Raw genomic sequence first — 19,013 nt, 5'->3', positions numbered from 1 at the left:
ATAATTATCTTGATTTATACCTGTAAACAGCAGACAACCTGTATATTTGCATCTTTCTATACCTAGCTGAAGCTTATTGATCTACCAGCCTATGAAGCAAATTTTACGCCTGCTGCTCGGGATCATTCCGTGCCTTTTTCTTGCCTGCGACTACAGCCCTTCGGGGAGTCATTTTGAGGAGGTAAACCCTCACGTCGAAGTGATAGGCGATATTCAGTTAGACAACTTCCCGGAGCAGGACACCCTGATGCTGCGGGGATCGGTCAACCTGCAATTCAACGTTTCCCTTCCAGGACGCACCATCTATTCTGTTGAGCTTTTGCTGGGGAGTCGGTCGCTGGGCACGGCTACGTCAGCTACAGGAAGTCGCCAGCTGCAGACAACCGATTTTGAAGACGGCTATTACAGGCTACAGCTGAATGTGGTAGGCAACTCGGGCACAGGAAGCCTGGCAGACAAAGCGGGAGCCGAGGGCGTTCAGGTATATCGGACATGGGTGGTGTACATCGATAACACAACGCCAAAGCCTGTTACGCTCACGAGCGTGAAAGCCGAAGATGGCAGTCTGAAGGTGGAATGGAAAAAGTACAGGGGAACCGGCTTCCAGAAGTATGAGATCATGCGCCAGTATCCGGGCCACCAGTTCACTAGTGTGGTCGCTGCCACGATTACCGATCCGAACCAGACCACCTGGTTCGACACCGACTACCTGGGAGAGCAGGTTTCCTACAACGTGGTCACGCGGGTAAACGGCTACTATTATAACCTCTACAGCAATTCTATCCCTTACTTTTACCCGAAACCGCAAGTACTAAGCAGCAAGGTCAGCCCAGCCAGAGAGCTTGAAATCACGATCAGCGCCACTCCCTTCTACCGGAATTTTGGCAATTATGAGTTGACCCTGAATTCAAACAGAGTTTTTACCATTACCAACCCGAAGGATACGGTTATTACCACTCCTGCAAATATTTTTGGTGAAGAGCTGCATGCCACGCTGTTTACCTACCCCAAGTCATACCCGGGGTCCAGTTCCAGGTACGAGGTGGACTATGCCATCTTATCAGGTATAGGCGCTCCCTGGGGACCGCTGAGTGTCGAAGGTCTGTTTGGGATGCCCGCTTCCGGAAAGCTTTATTTTACTGACAGAGGCTATCTCAAAATAGTGGATGCCGCTACCCGGCATGTCTTGCAGGAGCGGAATGTGATGTACCAGCAGATCGGAAGTGAAAAGCAGGACGTGATCTCCCAGGATGGCAAAATCCTGTATAGCATCATTAACAATGCCATACACAGGCTGGACCCGCTCACGCTACAGACGCTGGCAAGCTATGAAATGCACGAACTACTGCCGGACGAGTTCTATCATTTCAGTATGCTGGATGGGGTGAGCAATACCAACCGGCTGATTCTGCGGGCCCGCAACGCGGACTATTACGAAGACACGAAGGATTATGCCTATGTGATTGATATGGAGCAGAAAAAGGTTGTCACGGCTGTTGAATCTGACCTCTCGTATGGCTATTCCACGATCAGTCCGGATGGGAGAACCATCAACGCTTCGGATCAGGTGTATGTAGAGCAGTCTAAAGGCAACTGGAAAAAACTGTCTCTAACAAGTCAGGAGGCGAATACCCTCACCTTTCACAGGGCCAGTCCGCTGTTCTTCACCACCAAAGGGACAACCATCTCTTTTTACTCCACGACGGATGGCACGCTCCAGTCAACCCTTGAAACAGAACGGGAACTGTACATGCCCGATACGGATCCTCTGACAGGCCACCTCTATGGCAGCAATTATAACCAGGTCTTTATTTACAACAGCCAGACGGGCCAGCTACTCAACAAACTCGAAGTAGTAGACACGACCCCTGTTTTCCTCTACAACAACACACTGTATTCACGCAACCGCTATCTGAAACTGTAAGGCTATGTCACACTTGAAAACTTTATTGCTGGCAGTGTGCCTGCTGCTAACTGCCAGTGCAGCCGTAGCCCAGTCCAGGGTATACCTGGAGCCGCGGCTGGGCTTTGGCACTTTCCGGATGCAATCGATGAAAGAGCTGCAGCGCGTGATGATCGCCAACACCGGCCTGAACGCAAAGGCAACTGATACCTTTGGTTCCTATGCTCAGTTCGGCCTCAATGTAGTGTCTGACCTGGGGGAGAATTCACGCATCGGGGGTTTCATAGAGCACGGCTCTACCGGCGGCCGGGTAGCCTATTCGGACTATTCCGGTGAATTTCTGTTGGACACCCCGCTTAATTACAATGCCTTTGGCGGCTTGTTCTATCACCACCAAACGATCAAGGAAAGTAAGGTGCGCTATGTGGCTGGAGCAGAATTGCACATGCTGATGACGAACATGAAGCTGCAGGGATATACCAAAATCAACAGCTCGACCGAGAGCAGTGAAGATAAGTTCAACTCCTATGGCCTGGGTCTAAAGCCATTTGTGGGACTGCAGTATCCATTGAAGGATTTTCCGACAACCCTCTCACTGGGCTACTTTTTGGATACGAACTATCCCTTTCATGTGCCGGGGGAGCCAAAGCAGCAGCTTGTTATAAACAGCAACAACAAAACGGTGCAGCCAGGCTGGGGGGGCTTGCGCATCAACCTGTCAGTTTCTATTCCGATTGTCCGGTAGCTGCTTAGCGGTGCTGCTCATACCTGTTAGCCTGCAGGGCTTGCTGCAGCGCCTTTAATTCTTCAGTTGTTAAGGATGCACGCCTACCGGTCTGCAGCGCCTCTTCGAGCTGCTCACTGGTGCGTATTCCCAAAACCGCCGCACTGACAGCCGGGTGGTGCAAGGTATAGCGAACCGCCACTTCAGCTGCCGGGCGTTCCGAGCCGGCCATGTCTTGTATGGCTTTAGCTGCCTGCTGCACATCCTCCAGGGTGTAGCCAAGGTAAGGCTTGGCAGGCTTTCCGGCCAGCAGTCCCTGCGCCAGACTGCCACGGGCCAGTATGCCGATATCTTGCGACTGCAGCAGTTCCAGCACTTCTTCCTCGGGCCGACGATCAAGCAAACTGTACTGCAGCATCACGCTCGCAATATTGGCCCGCTTCACATATTCCCGTATCACGTTGGGCCGGATAGACGAGATACCATACTGCCGGATCTTGCCCTGCTGCTTTAGTTGCTTAAAGGCTTCGATGGTTTCATCGATCGGATCGTCGATGGTGCCGCCATGCAGTTGGTACAAGTCGATATAGTCAGTCTGCAGGCGACGGAGGCTTTCTTCTACCGCCTGCAGGATATAGCTTTTCGTGGGGTTCCAATCCCAGCCGCTGCCATCGGCCCGCCACTGGTTACCGACTTTAGTCGCGATGATCACCTTATCCCGTATACCTGCAAAGGCCTTCCCGACCGTTTCTTCGTTTGCCCCTTTGTCGTACAGATCAGCGGTGTCGAAGAAGTTTATCCCCTGCTCCAGCGCCTGTCGCAGTAGTTTGGTATTCGCCGCATGGTCTGCGCCCAGAGACATACATCCGAAAGCAATTTCACTGATGCGAAGGTCTGATTTTCCGAGCTGCCTGTAGTTCATAGTAGTTGGGTTATGTGGATTTTAGCTATAGCGTGCTTTGGGGGAGAAGGTTGGGGTGTGCCCGATTGTCATCCCCCTGCCCCCTCTTGAGAGCAGAATCGTTTCATTCTACTTTTTTGTCATCATGTAAGGATCTTGGTTAAGAGGGCCCCTACCCCCGCAACTAGTATAGGCTTAACCTCCCTTCAACCAAGTTTCTTAATAGAATGACAGTTAATTTTAACACGTTTTTGGAGAATGAAACGAGCATGCTCTCGAGAGGTGATTTTCTGCTGCTGTCTCTCTAAGAGTATAACCGCAGTAGTTACAGCAGTCCTTTCGCTGTACCGGGTCAAACCACCCCTGCCCCTCCTTAGCCAAGGAGGGGAGCTTCGGCTAATGCTAGCCCTCAGGTATAAGCGCTGTAGTCACTGTCACAGACCACTGGCAGGCATAGCAAGACTAACTTGCCCCTTAGCTATGAAACAGATCACTGAGCCAGGTGCACTTTTTGGCGCTCCACTGTTGGGGGTGAAGGGGTCCCCCTGTCAAGAGCGTTCAGCGAGTTTGGAGCGTCTTGATTTTTTTGCTTACTTTTTTCATCAAGGAAAAAAGTAAGTGCCCGCCGCACAGGCGAAACTATGAAAGAAAACAAGTTAAGGTATAGATAGGCAGTTACTACGCCAGTTACAAACTGGCCCCATGCACAACCACAAGTTACGCTACCGCTAAACTTGCGGTAAAGTATACCTGAGCCAGTCTGTCCTGGGTGCAGTCACGGGGAAGCCCCACGATAGCAGACTCGAGCGTGGACGCTCGCGCCATACCTGGCTATAACAAAAACACATTATTACCATATAAATCCCCTTACTCTAATATAGGAAACAACTAATTTTCCAGAATAAAACGTATGTTTATACCTCCAACACAAACACTAAACCTAACATGAGCCAAATCACTATCAGCAGCCTGGAAGAACTGGAGTCTTACCAGGGGAAAGAACTGGGGGTGTCGGAGTACCACACCATCACGCAGGAGCAAATCAAAAACTTCGCTGACGCTACCCTCGATCACCAGTGGATCCACCTCGACGAGAACCGCGCTACCATCGAAACCCCGTTCAGGTCGACCATCGCACACGGATACCTCACGGTGTCGCTGCTGCCTTACCTGTGGGGACAGATCGTTAAAATCGGGAATGTGAAGATGCAGGTGAACTACGAGATAGAAAGTCTGCGCTTCAACCAGGCAGTAGCCGTGAACAGCCGTGTGCGCCTGCGTGCCAAAATGCTTTCGGTTAAAAACCTGCGCGGCATCGCCAAAACACAGATCGAAGTTACCCTCGAGATCGAGAACAGCCGTAAACCGGCTTATAACGGGATCGTGACCTTCCTGTATCACTTTAATGACTAACCGGCCTTTCAGCAGGCCATCCAGAGAAACAGCTTATGAGTCAGTTCGCAGTAGAAAAGCTTCGCGCAGCCTTCCCAGCCTTACAGGAATCAGGCGATAAAAAACCGTACATCTATTTCGACGGCCCTGGCGGCACCCAAATGGCACAGCAGGCCATCGATGGCATGATGGCCTACATCACGGGTGGCATGGCCAACCTGCACGGTGCCTTCCCGACCAGTGTGAGCACCGACAACCTGCTGCTGGAAGGTCGTAGGGCGGTAGCAGACCTGCTGCACTGCGCTCCTGAGGAAGTAGCTTTCGGGCAGAACATGACGACACTGGCTTTCAGCGTCGCCCGCAGCCTGGGCAGTTTTATTTCTACTGAAGACGAAGTGGTCGTGACTGAAATGGACCACCGCGCCAACGTAGACCCCTGGGTGACACTCGCCAAAGACAAAGGCGCTACGGTTCGGTTTATAGAACTCAATCCAGATACCTATACCCTGGACCTGGATAAGCTGGACGAGCTGATCACTGAGAAGACAAAACTGGTGGCGGTAGGCATGTCGTCGAACGTGACGGGTACTGTGACCGATGTAAGGCGGGTGATTGCCAGAGCGAAGGAAGTAAACGCGATCGTGGTGGTTGATGCCGTGCATGCCGTGCCACACCTGCCCATCGACTTTCAGGAACTGGGCTGCGACATCCTGTTTTGTTCTGCCTACAAGTTTTTCGGTCCGCACATTGGAATAGCCGTAATCGCAGCTTCGCTGTTTGAGAAACTGCAGGTATACAAACTAGCCCCTGCCCCGCAGCAGATACCAGACAAGCTGGAGACCGGCACGCAAAACCACGAAGCTATTGCCGGACTGATCGGTGCGATTACGTTTATAGAGCAGTTGGGCGAAGGAGACAGCAGAAGAGAGCGAATAGCATCGGGTATGCAGCGCATTGAGGAGCACGAGCAGGAGCTGACGGCCCGAATTGACAGTCTTCTGCGCCAAATACCACAGCTGAAGTTATACCGTGCGGCAGAGGGCATATACAAAACACCAACCTTTGCTTTCACGATCCCCGGTATTAAAGCCCGCGAAGTATCGAGCTGGTTTGCGGAGCACTACAACATGTGCATCGCCGACGGCCATTTCTACGCCTCCACCATGGCTGAAAAACTAGGAGTGAATCCTATGGGCGGCTGGGTACGCATAGGCCTGGCGCCTTATAATACCATGGAGGAAGTGGCGCTGTTTGAGAAGGGGTTGCGGGAGTTTATTCAAATGAAGGTGCAGAAGTAGTCGGAATAGCTATTCCAAGAGTGATAATCGTGGAAGAATGTGACAGCTCATAGATCGCTTCAGCGGGGAAGTTTGGAATTGCCAGTTGAAAGGTATAAGGCGTTGTAGCAAAGGTATACCAGTTGTTTACTGTCATCCCCCTGCCCCTTCAAAGGGGGACTTTTGGGTAACTACAAGTCTTAAGGTATAAGCGCTTTAGTTTCTGCAACAATTACCGGTTCAAACCACCCCCGCCCCTCCTTATCCAAGGAGGGGAGCTCTCGTCACTACTGTTTGCAAGGTTTAAGCCTGAGTGTTACAGTCATTTAATACTGGCAGGTATAGCAAGACTAACCTGCACTTAAACTACGCAGCAGACAGCAGTGCCAGGTGCACCAACGACGATTTTTTGTTTGAGCGTTCAGCGAGTTCAAAATCGTCTTGTTTTTTTTGCTTACTGGGGGTAGGGGCCCTCTATTTTTTCATCAAGGAAAAAAGTGAGTACCCGCCGCACAGGCGAAGCTATAGAACAGTTTAGTCAGTTAAACTAATACAGCAGCTACGCTAGGTATAGGTACACTGGGCCAGAGGCCCCACGATAATAGACAAGAGCGAAGACACACGCGCCATATACTCGCTAGCCTTCAGCCGTGAGCAAAAACAAACTTACTTCACTTCGAAAGAGCTCTCATTAATCCCCAGCTTATTCTTGGAGTGCAGCTCTACGGGGAAGCCCCACAGGTAGCGCAGATGCGCCATTGTCTGGCGGGCGCTCTTGGTCTCGAGCTTGCGATCCTTCTGCATGTAATGCGTCAGGTATAGCTTGCTGGTCTGGTGGCGGTCGACGCGGGTGACCTGGATGTTGGGGATGTAGCTGGAGCGGTCGTACTGTGACGCCAGCTGCTCCCGCACCCGTCGGTAACCGCGTTCATTGTGGATGGCCCCGATCTGGAACTCCGACTCTCCTTCGTTGTCGATGATCGTAAACAGCTTCATATCGCGGATCACCTTCGGGGAGAGGTACTGCAGAATAAAACTGTCGTCCCGGAAGTTTTCCATCACGTAGAGCACCTGGTCCAGCCAGTCTTTTCCGATCAGGTCGGGGAACCAGGCTTTGTCCTCCTCGGTCGGCTCCTGGCAGATGCGCTTGATGTCCATGAAAATATTGAAGCCCAGGGTATAGGGATTGAGGCCGGAGTAGAACTTGCTGTTGTATTCGGGTTGAAAAAGGACGCTGCTGTGGCTCTTGATGAACTCCAGCATGAACCCGTCGTTGAGGTAGCCCTCCTCGAACATCTTGTTGATGATGTGGTAGTGCACGAAGGTGGCAAAGCCCTCGTTCATGACCTTGGTAGCTCCCTGCGGATAGAAGTACTGCGACACTTTGCGGACAATGCGCACGATCTCCCGCTTCCATTGTGGCATGGCGGGCGCGTATTTCTCTATAAAGTACAGGATGTTTTCTTCGGGTTCTTTCGGGAAGCGGCCTTCGTCTAAAACAGGTACATCCGGTTCGTCAGCTCCCTGGGGTAGGGTGCGCCAGAGCTCGTTGTAGTTTTCGTGCCGGATGGCGGTCAGTTTCTTCAGTCGCTCGTTCTCATCCCGCGCCGACATCTTACTCGGCTTTTTATACTTGTCCACGCCATAGTTCATCAGCGCATGGGCTGCGTCGAGAACCCGCTCCACTTCTTCCTCGCCATACTCTTCCTCACACTTCAGGATATACTCCCGCGCAAAGGCCATGTAGTCTACGATAGAGTCAGCCGAAGTCCAGTCGAGGAACATGTAGTTGTTCGCGAAAAAAGCATTGTGTCCCTGGCAGGCATGGGCGATCACGAGCAGCATCATGCAGGTGGAGTTGTTCTCCATGTTGTAGCTGATGCAGGGGTTTGAGTTAATTACCAGTTCGTATGAGAGCCCCATGCGGCCCTTGGTGTAGTTGTTCTGGTTGAGCACGAAGTCCTTGCCGAACTTCCAGTGCGGGTAAGAGGTAGGCAGACCCGTGAGCGCATAGGCATCCAGCATCTGCTCCGACGTTACCACCTCGATCTGGTTCGGGTATATCTTCAGCTTCAGGTACTCCTTCCCTATCCGGCTGATCACCTCATCGGCCGCCTGCAGCGTTTCATAATCCCAGTTCGGATCACAAAACATCGCCCGGTATTTCTCTTTTTCATTCATGGATCAGGATTTACAGGATTCTAGGATTTTCAGGATTGTAGATATTACATAATATTTGCTTAGTTTCTGTTTCTCAACTAGAGATCGTTAGCTATTACTCTTTCGTAACAGTGACTTTAAAATGTCATCTCGAATGCAATGAGAGATCTGAATTAATTTAGAGCATTGTCAGCATCCCAGATTTCTCCCTAAGGTCGAAATGACAAAATACGATCGATTTAGGGTTCAGGTAATTTAATCCTGCTAATCATATAATCCTGAATATCCTTGGGGTAAGGGCCCTATACAAAGATTCAGACAGTACTCCTCTTCCTGAACAGCCCCTGGAAAACAGGCCATATCTCGAAGGGTTCGTATACCTGCCGGATCGAGAAGGCGTCGTCGTCACTGATGCGGCTGTAGGCCTGCCACAGATCGCTCTCACGCGGATTGTTGCTGATCTCGATGTAGGCCATGTACTGGATAGTAGGCAGAATGTCCTCTAATAAGAGGCGCTTACACTCGGTAGCATCCTGCTTCGACCACACATCGCCATCAGAGGCCTGGCAGCAGTACACGTTCCAGCTATCATCGTAGCGCGTGCGCCTGATCTGCTCCATTAGTTTGAGCGATGGCGCCACCACGGTTCCCCCACTCTCGCGGGAGTTGAAGAACTCATCTTCGCTCACTTCCTTGGCCTCTGTATGGTGCCGGATAAAGACCAGCTCCACGTTCTTGTATTGACGGGTCAGGAAGATGTAAAGTAGCGTGAAAAAGCGTTTGGCAATGTCCTTCTCATGTTGCCCCATAGAGGCTGACACATCCATGATACAGAACATCACAGCCGAAGTAACAGGTATAGGCACCCGCTCAAAATTGTTGTAGCGCAGGTCGATGTCTTCGAAAAAAGGCAGGGTATTGGCCTGTCGCCGTACCTTCTCCACTTCTTCGGCGAGGGCAGCTTTCTGTTCCGGGTCGGTCGCCAGCGACAGCTGCTCCTCCAGCAACGCCAACTTCTTGTCCAGTACACCCTTGAGGGCCAGTCGACGCCCAAGCGACTGTTGGTAGCTGGATTTGATGTTGAGTCGCGAAGGAACGCTGTCGCGGGTATAACCGGCACGTCGCATCTCAAAATTCTCGGTGCTGTCCATCAGTTTTTTCACCATGTTGGGCAGCGCCAGGTCATCAAAAAAGTACTTCAGAAACTCCTCCCGCGACAGCACCACCGTAAAGTCGTCCTCGGTTACCTCCGGACTGTTGGAGCCCTTGCCCCTTCCGCTGCCCGAGCCGGCCCCTCCCCCTTTGGGTTTGGGCACACGGTCGCCTTCGCTATACTTGTCGTTGCCGGGGCGCACGGTCTGCTTTTTACCGGTTTTAGGGTCGTGGTGAAAAGTCGGTTCTTCAAGTCCGCGCACAGGCACCTTCACACTACCACCGGTACTGCTGTCCTTGATGCTCTCCTGCGAGATGATGTCAGGTATAGCCTTCTTGATCTGGTTCTCCACCCGCTTCAAAAACTTCTGCCGGTTACCAGTAGACTTCCCCTTATCGTTCTTCCGTCTGTCGATGATGTGGGACATATGAGTTTGAGAGTTTAGGAGTTTGAGAGTTTAGGAGTTTAAGAGTTTAGGAGTAATTGAGTGAAAGAGTCAAAGAGTCAAAGAGTTTAGTTGTTAAAATGCTAGAACAGGAAGATTAATTCGAAAACTATTCATTCCACTCCTAAACTCCCAAACTCTTCAACTCCCAAACTCTCCTATGCCATTGTCTTGCGTACGCGCATGAACCAGTCTACCAGGATGCGGATCTGCTTGTCGGTGTAGCCGCGGTCACGCATGCGGCGGGTGAAGTCGCGGTGCTTCTTCTCGTCTTCCTCGTTCGTTTTCACATTGAAGGAAACCACTGGCAGCAGGTCCTCAGTGTTGGTGAAGATCTTCTTCTCGATCACGTTTTTGATCTTTTCATAAGAGTCCCAGCGTGGACTCTTGCCTCCGTGGTTTGCTTTGTGTCGCAGAAAGAAGTTCGTAACTTCAGAGCGGAAGTCTTTCGGGTTGGCTATACCTGCGGGCTTCTCGATTTTCTCCAGTTCATCGTTCAGAATGCTGCGGTCGAAGATCTCGCCGGAGTCCGGATCGCGGTAGTCGTTGTTCTGCATCCAGTGGTCAGCATACACCACATACTTCTCAAAGATGTTCTGTCCGTAGGAGCTGTAAGACTCGATGTAAGCCTTCTGGATTTCGTCAGATATAAACTCAGCATACTTGCTGGCCAGCACCGATTTGATCAGGTGTAAATACTTACTCTCCGTTTCGGGCGGCAGCATCATTTTGATCACTTCCTGCTCCAACACATAGAGTAAATGCACCGGGTTGGCAGCAATTTCCTCGCTGTCGAAGTTGAATACTTTGGAAAGTATCTTGAAGGCAAAGCGGGTAGAGATGCCTTGCATACCCTCGTTGATGCCGGCATCGTCGCGGTACTCCTGTATGGACTTGGCGTTCGGGTCAGTTTCGCGCAGGGTCTCGCCGTTGTATACCCGCATCTTAGAGTAGATGCTGGAGTTTTCGGGCTCCTTGAGGCGCGACATCACAGAGAACTCGGCCAGCAGCTCGATCGTCTTCGGTGCGCAGGGCGCTTCCTTCAGAGAACTTTCACGGATCAGCTTTTCGTAGATCTTGATCTCTTCGCTCACGCGCAGGCAGTAAGGCACCTGCACTTTGTAAATGCGGTCGAGAAAGGCTTCGTTCTTTTTATCGTTGAGGAATTTGGCCCATTCCGATTCGTTGGAGTGCGCCAGAATGATGCCGTCGAAAGGTATAGCGCCGATGGGTTCGGTACCTTTGTAGTTCTTTTCCTGGGTGGCGGTAAGCAGTGGGTTGAGCACCTTGATCGGGGCTTTGAACATCTCCACAAACTCCAGCAGCCCCTGATTGGCGAGGCACAGGCCGCCAGTATAAGAGTAGGCATCCGGGTCGCTCTGCTGGTACTCGGCCAGCTTACGGATGTCGACCTTACCTACCAGGGTCGAGATATCCTGGTTGTTTTCGTCACCCGGCTCAGTTTTGGAAATAGCGATCTGTTCCTGTATGGAGGGGAAAAGCCGTACTACTTTAAAGCGGTTAATGTCGCCGTCAAACTCGCGCAGTCGCTTGGAGGCCCAGGGACTCATGCAGCCCGGGATGTACCGGGCAGGTATACCGTATTCCTCTTCCAATTCTTCGGCATAGTCGGCAAACAACCCGAGCGGGCTCTCAAACACCGGGCTGATTTGCTCACCGGCTTTGAGCACGTAGATGGGGTACTGCTGCATGAGGTGCTTCAGCTTCTCGGCCAGCGAGCTTTTACCGCCCCCCACCGGTCCCATCAGGTATAGGATCTGCTTCTTTTCCTCGAGCCCCTGCGCAGAGTGGCGGAAGTACGACACAATCTGCTCGATGGTGCTTTCCATCCCGTAGAAGTCGCGGAAGGCGGGGTAGATCTTGATTTTTTTGTTGGAGAAGATGCGGCTCAGTTTAGGGTCCTGGCGCGTGTCAAGCATCTCCGGCTCTCCGATGGCGTCGAGGATACGCTCAGCGGGCTTGGCGTACATTTTAGGGTCTTTCCGGCACTCCTCAAGATAGGCAGCTACTGTCATCTCGTTCATGGAGGCACTGTAATTGGTCTTGATTTTTTCTAAAATATTCATAGGGCGTATTTTTAGAGAATCATTTTATACCTGAGAGCAATAAGCAGTGGCCCCGAAAAAGACCCGTTTACTGCCTGTCAGCTGAATGTGTCATCATTTGAGTATGTTATGGTCTGCATCCCTTAAAAGAATGCCGCTTTGCAAGTTTGTATATCTGGTACCTGCGCATCGGCCAGGCCTTTGATATTAGGAGGCTATGTGCTTATGCACAGGTCTGCGGGCAGGAAATGCGTACACGTACACATGAAGCAGGGCGCTGCTTTCCATTGCCCGGAACAGGGGAAGAGTGGCTCGGCGACAAAATGGGCTGTCCCCTGTGCCCTATGTTATGTTATACGAAGAATTTTACCTCCTTGTGGTTAGGTGCGGCCCCTCTTTATTTGCAGAACAGCGCACTTGCATTTTAAATTCAAAAACGGTAATATTTTATAACTTCACATCTATACGTATTTTGTACAAAATTGTCTATCCCTATACCTGTTGTTGCAGGCCGGGCATGGCAGAATAATACGACACCTATGCACGAAGAACACCTGAACCCACGCCAGATGCCGCTTTTCCAGAAGGGACGCGAGATCTATGATTTGACGCTAAAAATCAGTGACCTTATACCTGATGATGACCGCCGCCTTGCCAGTAGCAAAGCTTTTATGCTGGAGGATGCCGCACTGCTGAGCGTGAAAGTGGCAGGTGCTGAGGGTGGTGACCTGTATGATATCCGGATGGAATGCGCCACCCTGATCCGCAAGGCGGCCCGCGACCTGCAGAACCACTGCAACACGCTGACCATGTTTGGCTTTGAGCACATACACTACCTGCACCTGATCAAAGAAGCGCTGGAGGAGTACCGCCTGCTGTTTGTGGAATGGGTCAAAACCTTTGACGCCTGGAACTACGCCGTCGATCGTTGGGGACTGTTCAACCCGCCCGGTGTGCAGCCTGATGACCCGGATCCGGACAAGGGACTGGACGGCTTTTAAGAAGTGCATGCAGCCATATGGCACAGGAATGAGTATAAACCAAAAAAGAAGGTGATCATGAAGCAGGAAATGGAAAGCTGGGATGAAGCTAGGTATATGGAGCTGAACACCTATTTCAGGATAAAAATACAGGGCATGGTTGACTCCGACCCCTACATCCGGGAGCTGCAGAAAGCAGCAGGTGGCCTGCAACTGGCAGACCTGGTCGACCGGATGTCAGAAAGTGACCAGGAGCTATGGGCGGAGTTTATCAGACTGGACCGCATCAAGCTGCACCTCGATATGCAGAACCACCTGGAAGGCCGCGGCACTCCCTATACACCACGCTACGGTTTTGGGGGATCATCAGAAGAGGAAGATAATTCCGGTCCGTGGTAATGGAATTGGCCGAAGAAATGCAAGATAACGCGCAAATGGGCCAAACTTTTTACCGGATTGTCGTTTATACAATGGTTGGTCTGGTCTGCGGGTTAAAACATTGTTAATTTACCATATATCCCGTCATTCCATTTCATTTTAATTACATTTTTACATAATTTCGCTTCGATAAGAGACAATTCACGGACACATAAAAAATACAGGCATGTCAGAACACGCTGAAATAATTTTAGAGGGGAAGTCCTACAAGTTCCCGGTTGTAACTGGTACTGAGAATGAAAAAGCAATTGATATAGCTGCTTTGCGCTCGGAGTCAGGCTACATCACCCTGGACTCAGGTTATAAAAATACAGGTGCTACCAAGAGTGCGATCACTTTCCTGGACGGAGAGCAGGGCATTCTGCACTACAGAGGTTATCCGATCGAGCAACTGGCTGAGAAGTCAAACTTCATTGAAGTGGCTTACCTGCTGATCTACGGTGCCCTGCCAACCAAGCAGGAACTCGATGATTTCAGCGGCAAGATCAAGATGCACACCCTCGTGAACGAGGACATGCGCAAGATACTGGACGGCTTCCCGTCTGCGGCGCACCCTATGGGCATCCTTTCTGCTATGATCAGCTCCCTGACTGCTTTTTATCCGGAGTCACTTAACCCGAACCAGACAAAAGAGGAGATGGATCTTTCTATCATCCGCTTGATGGCGAAGATCTCTACGATAGCTGCCTGGTCTTACAAGAACTCTGTAGGTCATCCGGTGAACTATCCTAAAAACAAGCTGGACTACTGCTCTAACTTCCTGCACATGATGTTCGCCTTCCCTACGGAAGATTACGAGATCAACCCGGTGGTAGTAGACGCGCTGAACAAACTGCTTATCCTGCACGCTGACCACGAACAAAACTGCTCTACGTCTACTGTGCGTCTGGTAGGTTCTGCCAACGCCAGCCTGTACTCTTCTGTATCTGCCGGTATCAGTGCCCTGTGGGGTCCGTTGCACGGTGGTGCCAACCAGGCTGTAATCGAAATGCTGGAGCAAATCAAAGCGGATGGTGGCGACTCTAAGAAGTTCATTGCGAAAGCAAAGGACAAAGACGATCCGTTCCGTCTGATGGGTTTCGGTCACCGTGTGTACAAGAACTTCGACCCACGTGCCCGTATCATCAAGAAATCTGCTGACGAAGTATTATCAGCTCTTGGCATCAACGACCCGATCCTGACCATTGCGATGGAACTGGAAGAGGCTGCCCTGAATGATCCGTATTTCGTAGAGCGCAAGCTATACCCTAACGTAGACTTCTACTCAGGCATCATCTACCGTGCGCTTGGTATCCCTACCGACATGTTCACAGTAATGTTCGCTTTGGGCCGTCTGCCAGGCTGGATCGCACAGTGGAAGGAAATGCGTGAGCAGAAAGAGCCAATCGGTCGTCCGCGTCAGATCTACACTGGTGAAACAGAGCGTAACTATGTAGATATCGAGAACAGATAATCTCTTTGTGATTCATAAAAAAACGGCCCGCTGCAGATTTGCAGCGGGCCGTTTTTTTATGCTTATGCTAATAAGCGATTATGGCGCGAGTCGCAGATCCCGGACTAGATTCGGGTCCACGATCGTGTCTACGATAGTGGGGCCGCTGGCCCGGGTATAAGCAATGACAGGAAAATTCTAAGTTTATACAAGTCCTACAGCACCCGCATTTCGATGCGACGGTTCTGGCTGCGGTTTTCTTCTGAGGTGTTTGGCTTGACCGGTCGGCTCTCGCCGTGACCGACTGAGGTGATGCGGTCTTTTGGCACTTTGTTGCTGCGCAGGTAGTCAGCGACAGAACGGGCACGGCGCTCAGAGAGCACCTTGTTGTCAGCGTCGGAGCCGATGTCGTCGGTGTGGCCCGATATCTCGATACGCACCTCGGGGTTTTGCTGCATGAACGTGATCAGCTTATCAAGCTCAGTCTTCGACTTGCGCTCCAGCTTATACTGCCCTGTGTCGAAGAACAGGTTATTGAGCACAATCGCTGCCCCGGATTTGATCGGTTTCAGGTATACGTCAAGCGCCACCGGGCTCAGTGCTTTTTCAGAGGTATAGTCAAAGCTCAGGCTGTTCATCAGGAACCCGGGAGCTGAAACGTATAGGGCATACTGCCCTCCTTCCGAAAGCACGATTGTATAATCACCCGACACCTTATCGGAGTTAACCTGCTGTACCAGCGAGTCGGCACTTACATCATAGAGCTGCACCACGGCAGCAATCGGCTTTTTGGTATCGGCGTGGAAAACACGGCCTTGGGCATAGGTGCTGTTGACTTTGCTGCGCCAGTTCTCCGGCACGTCCAACTCGTAAAGTTGTATAGTTGAGGCACCCGCCTCCGTCATCTCCTGACGGGAGTAATAGCCTTTTTTATTGTCGGCGGTAATGAAGAGTGAGCCTTCGTCAGCGTGCGTGTTCAGGGGGTAACCCATGTTCTCGGGTTCACTCCACTTGCTCCTGTTGTCCTGTGTCGTCATAAACACGTCGAGGCCGCCCATACCCAGGTGTCCATCGCTTACAAAGTAGAGGGTGCTACCACTCACATGTATGAAAGGCGCCATGTCACGTCCCCGGGAGTTCACGGGCTCCCCCATGTTCTCAGGTTTTTGCCACGAGCCATCCTCTTTCAGGCGGGTTACCCAAATATCTTCTTTGCCAATGCCGCCAGGTCGTGTAGAGGTAAAGTATAAGGTACGTCCGTCGGCAGACAGGCTTGGCTGGGAGTCCCATGCTTTGGAATTCACAACCGATCCCATGTTCTTGGGCTTGCTCCACTCATCCCCGCTTCTGAAAGAGATGTACAGATCACAATCACCCTGACTGTCGGAACGGTTGCAAGAGGTAAACACAAGCGTTTTGCCGTCACCGGAAATGGTAGCGGCACCTTCGTTTGCAGTGGTATTGATGGCAGGGGAAATAGAGCTCGGCGGACTCCACTTGTTGTCGCGGTACTGGCTCACAAATATGTTCTCGTCCTGGTCAGGGCGATGGCCTAGTCGTGCTGTAAAGATCAGATGACGCTGGTCAGCAGTGGTGGAGGGAAAGTACTGCAGCTCGAAGCGATTGACATCGTCAGGCAGCCTGACCGGGTTAAAGCTCACTGGCTTCTTCATGGCCTCCGCAGCAAAGTCAGCGGACTGGATCTGCTGACGGGCAAAGTCTGCCATACGCCCGTTGCGCGGCTTACCACGCAGGAAAAGCTCGAAATACTTGCGGGCGTTTTCGTAGTCGCCCCGCTCGAAGTAAAGGTCAGCCAGGTCGAAGTAACTGTTCATCAGTCCGGCGTTAAATGGCTTGAGAGTCAGGCCCTTCTGCAGGTTTTCGAACACTTCCGGCTTATTGCCCATGGCCCGGTGCAGATGCGCAATTTTCAGGTAAGCATCAGCGTATTTTGGGTCACGCTCGATGGCCTCGTCGAGGTAGGCAAGCGCCTTGTTAAAATCACGTGCCTGTGCGGCTTCTTCTGCTTTGTAGTAAAGTGTAACTGCTTTTCTGGAATTGGAGGCCGGTCTGCCCTGAGCCAGACAGGTGGTAACGGTACTTAATGTGATCAGAATCAGAAGAAGCAGCGGCTTAAGCATAGCTTTTTTACGGGATATCCATGTACTTATGTGTCTGTAAAGACACACGCCATTGGGGGTTGTTTTTAACGTATTCGACAATAAGTGGCATCAATTGCCCGGCTTTGCTCCACTCTGGCTGCAGGTATAGCTTGCAGTCAGCTCCTACCCTTGCCGCATGCTCTTCGGCCCATGCAAAATCCGATTTGTTAAATATAATGACTTTTAGCTCATCTGCAAAAGGATATACAGAAGCATCGGGCGCCTTGAACTTCTTAGGAGACAAACACACCCAGTCCCAGTAACCGCTTATGGGATAAGCCCCGGAGGTTTCGATCATGGTGCGTATACCTGCTTCCTGCAATCCGGCTGTCAGCGGGTTGAGGTTATAAAGCAGCGGTTCGCCTCCTGTTACTACGACGGTTTTGCCCGGAAAGGTTTTAGCGGTTGTCACAATTTCCCCTACAGGAGTGAGTGGATGCTGTTCGGCGTCCCAACTCTCCTTTACATCGCACCAGTGACAGCCCACATCGCAGCCACCAAGCCTGATAAAGTAAGCTGCTGTGCCTGTGTTGCCACCTTCACCCTGAATCGTGTAAAAAGCCTCCATCAGCGGAAGTTCACTGCCATCTTTGGGCACTGAATGAATGGAGGCGGTTTTGTATGCTTTTGTCGTTTCCAAATCTGTATTCCTTTGGCTATACCTGAAAGGTCAGGTACAGGCCTTCATTAAATGATGGTGCAGCTATACCTGTCATTATTATAAGCCTGCACCGAACTTGCAAAGTTAGTTAAAAAAGCAACAAGGTAGAGAGCAACTTATGTTCCGTAATACCTGAGCAGTTAATAAGTTCTGGTAAGTAGGTGATGTGGGAGTCTTATTAGCTACGAAGCAAGGTATAGACAGGATGGGTATAGCGCGGCGATCGGCATAGACACTCACAGGAGCTGCGCACGCTGAAAGGTCTTTGGAGCAACGGCTCTTTTAAATAAAAAACCCCCTCTTGTTTCCAAGAGGGGGTTAAGTAAATTTCAAGAGGTGCAAAATACCTACGCGTATACCTCTTTTCTGGCAGCTCGCAGTGTATTCTTCAGCAGCATGGCAATGGTTAGCGGACCAACACCGCCCGGAACCGGGGTGATGTAGCTGCACTTAGGCGCCACATTGTCGAAGTCTACGTCACCACGCAGCCTGTAACCAGACTTGCGGGAAGTATCAGGTACACGAGTAGTACCCACGTCAATCACCACGGCACCTTCTTTCACCATTTCGGCAGTCACCAGACCAGGCAGGCCAACGGCCGCTATTATGATATCAGCCTGGCGGGTATAGTACGGCAGGTCGACGGTGTTGCGGTGACAAAGCGTCACGGTGGCATTGCCAGGATAAGCGGCTTTGGCCATCAGGATGCTCATGGGAGAACCCACAATGTTGCTGCGGCCGATCACAACGCAGTGCTTGCCGTTCGTTTCGATGCCGTAGCGCTCGATAAGCTGCAGGATGCCGTAAGGAGTGGCTGGCAGGAAAGAAGTCAGGCCAGCAACCATACGTCCTACGTTCGCCGGGTGGAAACCATCCACATCTTTCTTGGGATCAACCGCCTCCAGCACTTTCTGCGTGTTGATGTGCTTGGGTAGTGGCAACTGTACAATAAAACCGTCCACTTCCTCGCTCTCGTTCAGCTCCTGTATTTTGTTAAGCAATTCTTCTTCGGTCACATCGTCTTCATAACGTACCAGCGTAGAACCAAAACCTACTTTTTCGCAGGCCAGCACTTTGTTGTTCACATACGTGACAGAGCCGCCGTCATTGCCTACCAGTATCGCCGCCAGATGCGGCACCTTGCCTCCATTGGCTTTAATTTCGGCAACTTCAGCTGCAATCTCTTGCTGAATGGCTTCGGATGTTTTTTTACCGTCGAGCAGAATCATGTTTTTAGTTAAAAGTTATGAGTTAAGAGTTCTGTGTTGATGTATAGGGCGAAGGGCTTTGACATGGTACCTTTGCCAGGCAACTATAAG

Annotated in this window: 14 protein-coding genes; 7 read left to right on the top strand and 7 right to left on the bottom strand. The window is 51.3% G+C overall.

Translation table 11 applies throughout. The annotated features are described in order from the left end of the window. Positions 1-91 precede the first annotated feature (91 nt). On the top strand, positions 92-1,924 hold the full coding sequence (locus tag AC5FXQ_RS13465) for a hypothetical protein (RefSeq protein ID WP_493602946.1): 1,833 nt from the start codon (positions 92-94) through the stop codon (positions 1,922-1,924). Positions 1,925-1,928: 4 nt separating this feature from the next. Beyond that, positions 1,929-2,648: a hypothetical protein gene (locus tag AC5FXQ_RS13460; protein WP_493602945.1), complete on the top strand. Its 720-nt coding sequence runs from the start codon at positions 1,929-1,931 to the stop codon at positions 2,646-2,648. Positions 2,649-2,652: 4 nt separating this feature from the next. On the opposite strand, the gene AC5FXQ_RS13455 is transcribed toward AC5FXQ_RS13460, so the two are convergent. After that, complete coding sequence (locus AC5FXQ_RS13455) at positions 2,653-3,549, bottom strand: aldo/keto reductase (protein WP_493602944.1); 897 nt, start codon at positions 3,547-3,549, stop codon at positions 2,653-2,655. Between the two features lie 924 nt (positions 3,550-4,473). Between AC5FXQ_RS13455 and AC5FXQ_RS13450 the strand changes: the two genes are divergently transcribed. Then, the gene (locus AC5FXQ_RS13450) at positions 4,474-4,941 is read left to right on the top strand and encodes a MaoC family dehydratase (RefSeq protein ID WP_493602943.1); all 468 of its coding nucleotides are present in this window, start codon (positions 4,474-4,476) and stop codon (positions 4,939-4,941) included. Between the two features lie 35 nt (positions 4,942-4,976). Next, positions 4,977-6,218, top strand: a complete 1,242-nt coding sequence (locus AC5FXQ_RS13445) for a cysteine desulfurase-like protein (RefSeq protein WP_493602942.1) — start codon at positions 4,977-4,979, stop codon at positions 6,216-6,218. 645 nt (positions 6,219-6,863) lie between these two features. Here AC5FXQ_RS13445 and AC5FXQ_RS13440 read toward each other — a convergent pair. From AC5FXQ_RS13440 to AC5FXQ_RS13430, 3 genes are all read right to left on the bottom strand, one after another. After that, entirely contained in the window at positions 6,864-8,378 is a 1,515-nt protein-coding gene (locus AC5FXQ_RS13440) for a SpoVR family protein (protein WP_493602941.1), read from the bottom strand. Between the two features lie 293 nt (positions 8,379-8,671). After that, entirely contained in the window at positions 8,672-9,937 is a 1,266-nt protein-coding gene (locus AC5FXQ_RS13435) for a YeaH/YhbH family protein (protein WP_493602940.1), read from the bottom strand. A 176-nt stretch (positions 9,938-10,113) separates the two neighbouring features. Next, positions 10,114-12,042 carry a PrkA family serine protein kinase gene (locus tag AC5FXQ_RS13430; RefSeq protein WP_493602939.1) on the bottom strand — a complete coding sequence of 643 codons (1,929 nt, stop codon included), beginning with the start codon at positions 12,040-12,042 and terminating at the stop codon, positions 10,114-10,116. A 518-nt stretch (positions 12,043-12,560) separates the two neighbouring features. Between AC5FXQ_RS13430 and AC5FXQ_RS13425 the strand changes: the two genes are divergently transcribed. The 3 genes from AC5FXQ_RS13425 (at position 12,561) to AC5FXQ_RS13415 (ending at position 14,892) form a co-directional block, all read left to right on the top strand. Beyond that, entirely contained in the window at positions 12,561-13,022 is a 462-nt protein-coding gene (locus AC5FXQ_RS13425; protein WP_493602938.1) for a hypothetical protein, read from the top strand. Between the two features lie 57 nt (positions 13,023-13,079). Next, positions 13,080-13,400, top strand: coding sequence for a hypothetical protein (locus AC5FXQ_RS13420; protein ID WP_493602937.1), 321 nt, complete (start codon positions 13,080-13,082; stop codon positions 13,398-13,400). A 205-nt stretch (positions 13,401-13,605) separates the two neighbouring features. Then, positions 13,606-14,892 (top strand): citrate synthase, encoded by a 1,287-nt coding sequence (locus tag AC5FXQ_RS13415; protein ID WP_493602936.1) that lies wholly within the window; start codon positions 13,606-13,608, stop codon positions 14,890-14,892. A 194-nt stretch (positions 14,893-15,086) separates the two neighbouring features. Here AC5FXQ_RS13415 and AC5FXQ_RS13410 read toward each other — a convergent pair whose 3' ends face one another. The 3 genes from AC5FXQ_RS13410 to AC5FXQ_RS13400 form a co-directional block, all read right to left on the bottom strand. Further along, on the bottom strand, positions 15,087-17,012 hold the full coding sequence (locus AC5FXQ_RS13410; protein WP_493602935.1) for an OmpA family protein: 1,926 nt from the start codon (positions 17,010-17,012) through the stop codon (positions 15,087-15,089). A 7-nt stretch (positions 17,013-17,019) separates the two neighbouring features. Further along, positions 17,020-17,673, bottom strand: coding sequence for a 7-carboxy-7-deazaguanine synthase QueE (locus AC5FXQ_RS13405; RefSeq protein WP_493602934.1), 654 nt, complete (start codon positions 17,671-17,673; stop codon positions 17,020-17,022). A gap of 368 nt (positions 17,674-18,041) precedes the next feature. Beyond that, positions 18,042-18,923, bottom strand: a complete 882-nt coding sequence (locus tag AC5FXQ_RS13400) for a bifunctional 5,10-methylenetetrahydrofolate dehydrogenase/5,10-methenyltetrahydrofolate cyclohydrolase (protein ID WP_493602933.1) — start codon at positions 18,921-18,923, stop codon at positions 18,042-18,044. Positions 18,924-19,013: the final 90 nt, after the last annotated feature.

This window comes from Pontibacter sp. LHS1 (genome assembly GCF_058932855.1).
The sequence above is the reverse complement of the archived record's forward strand: the minus strand, read 5'-3'. Positions and strand labels throughout refer to the sequence as shown.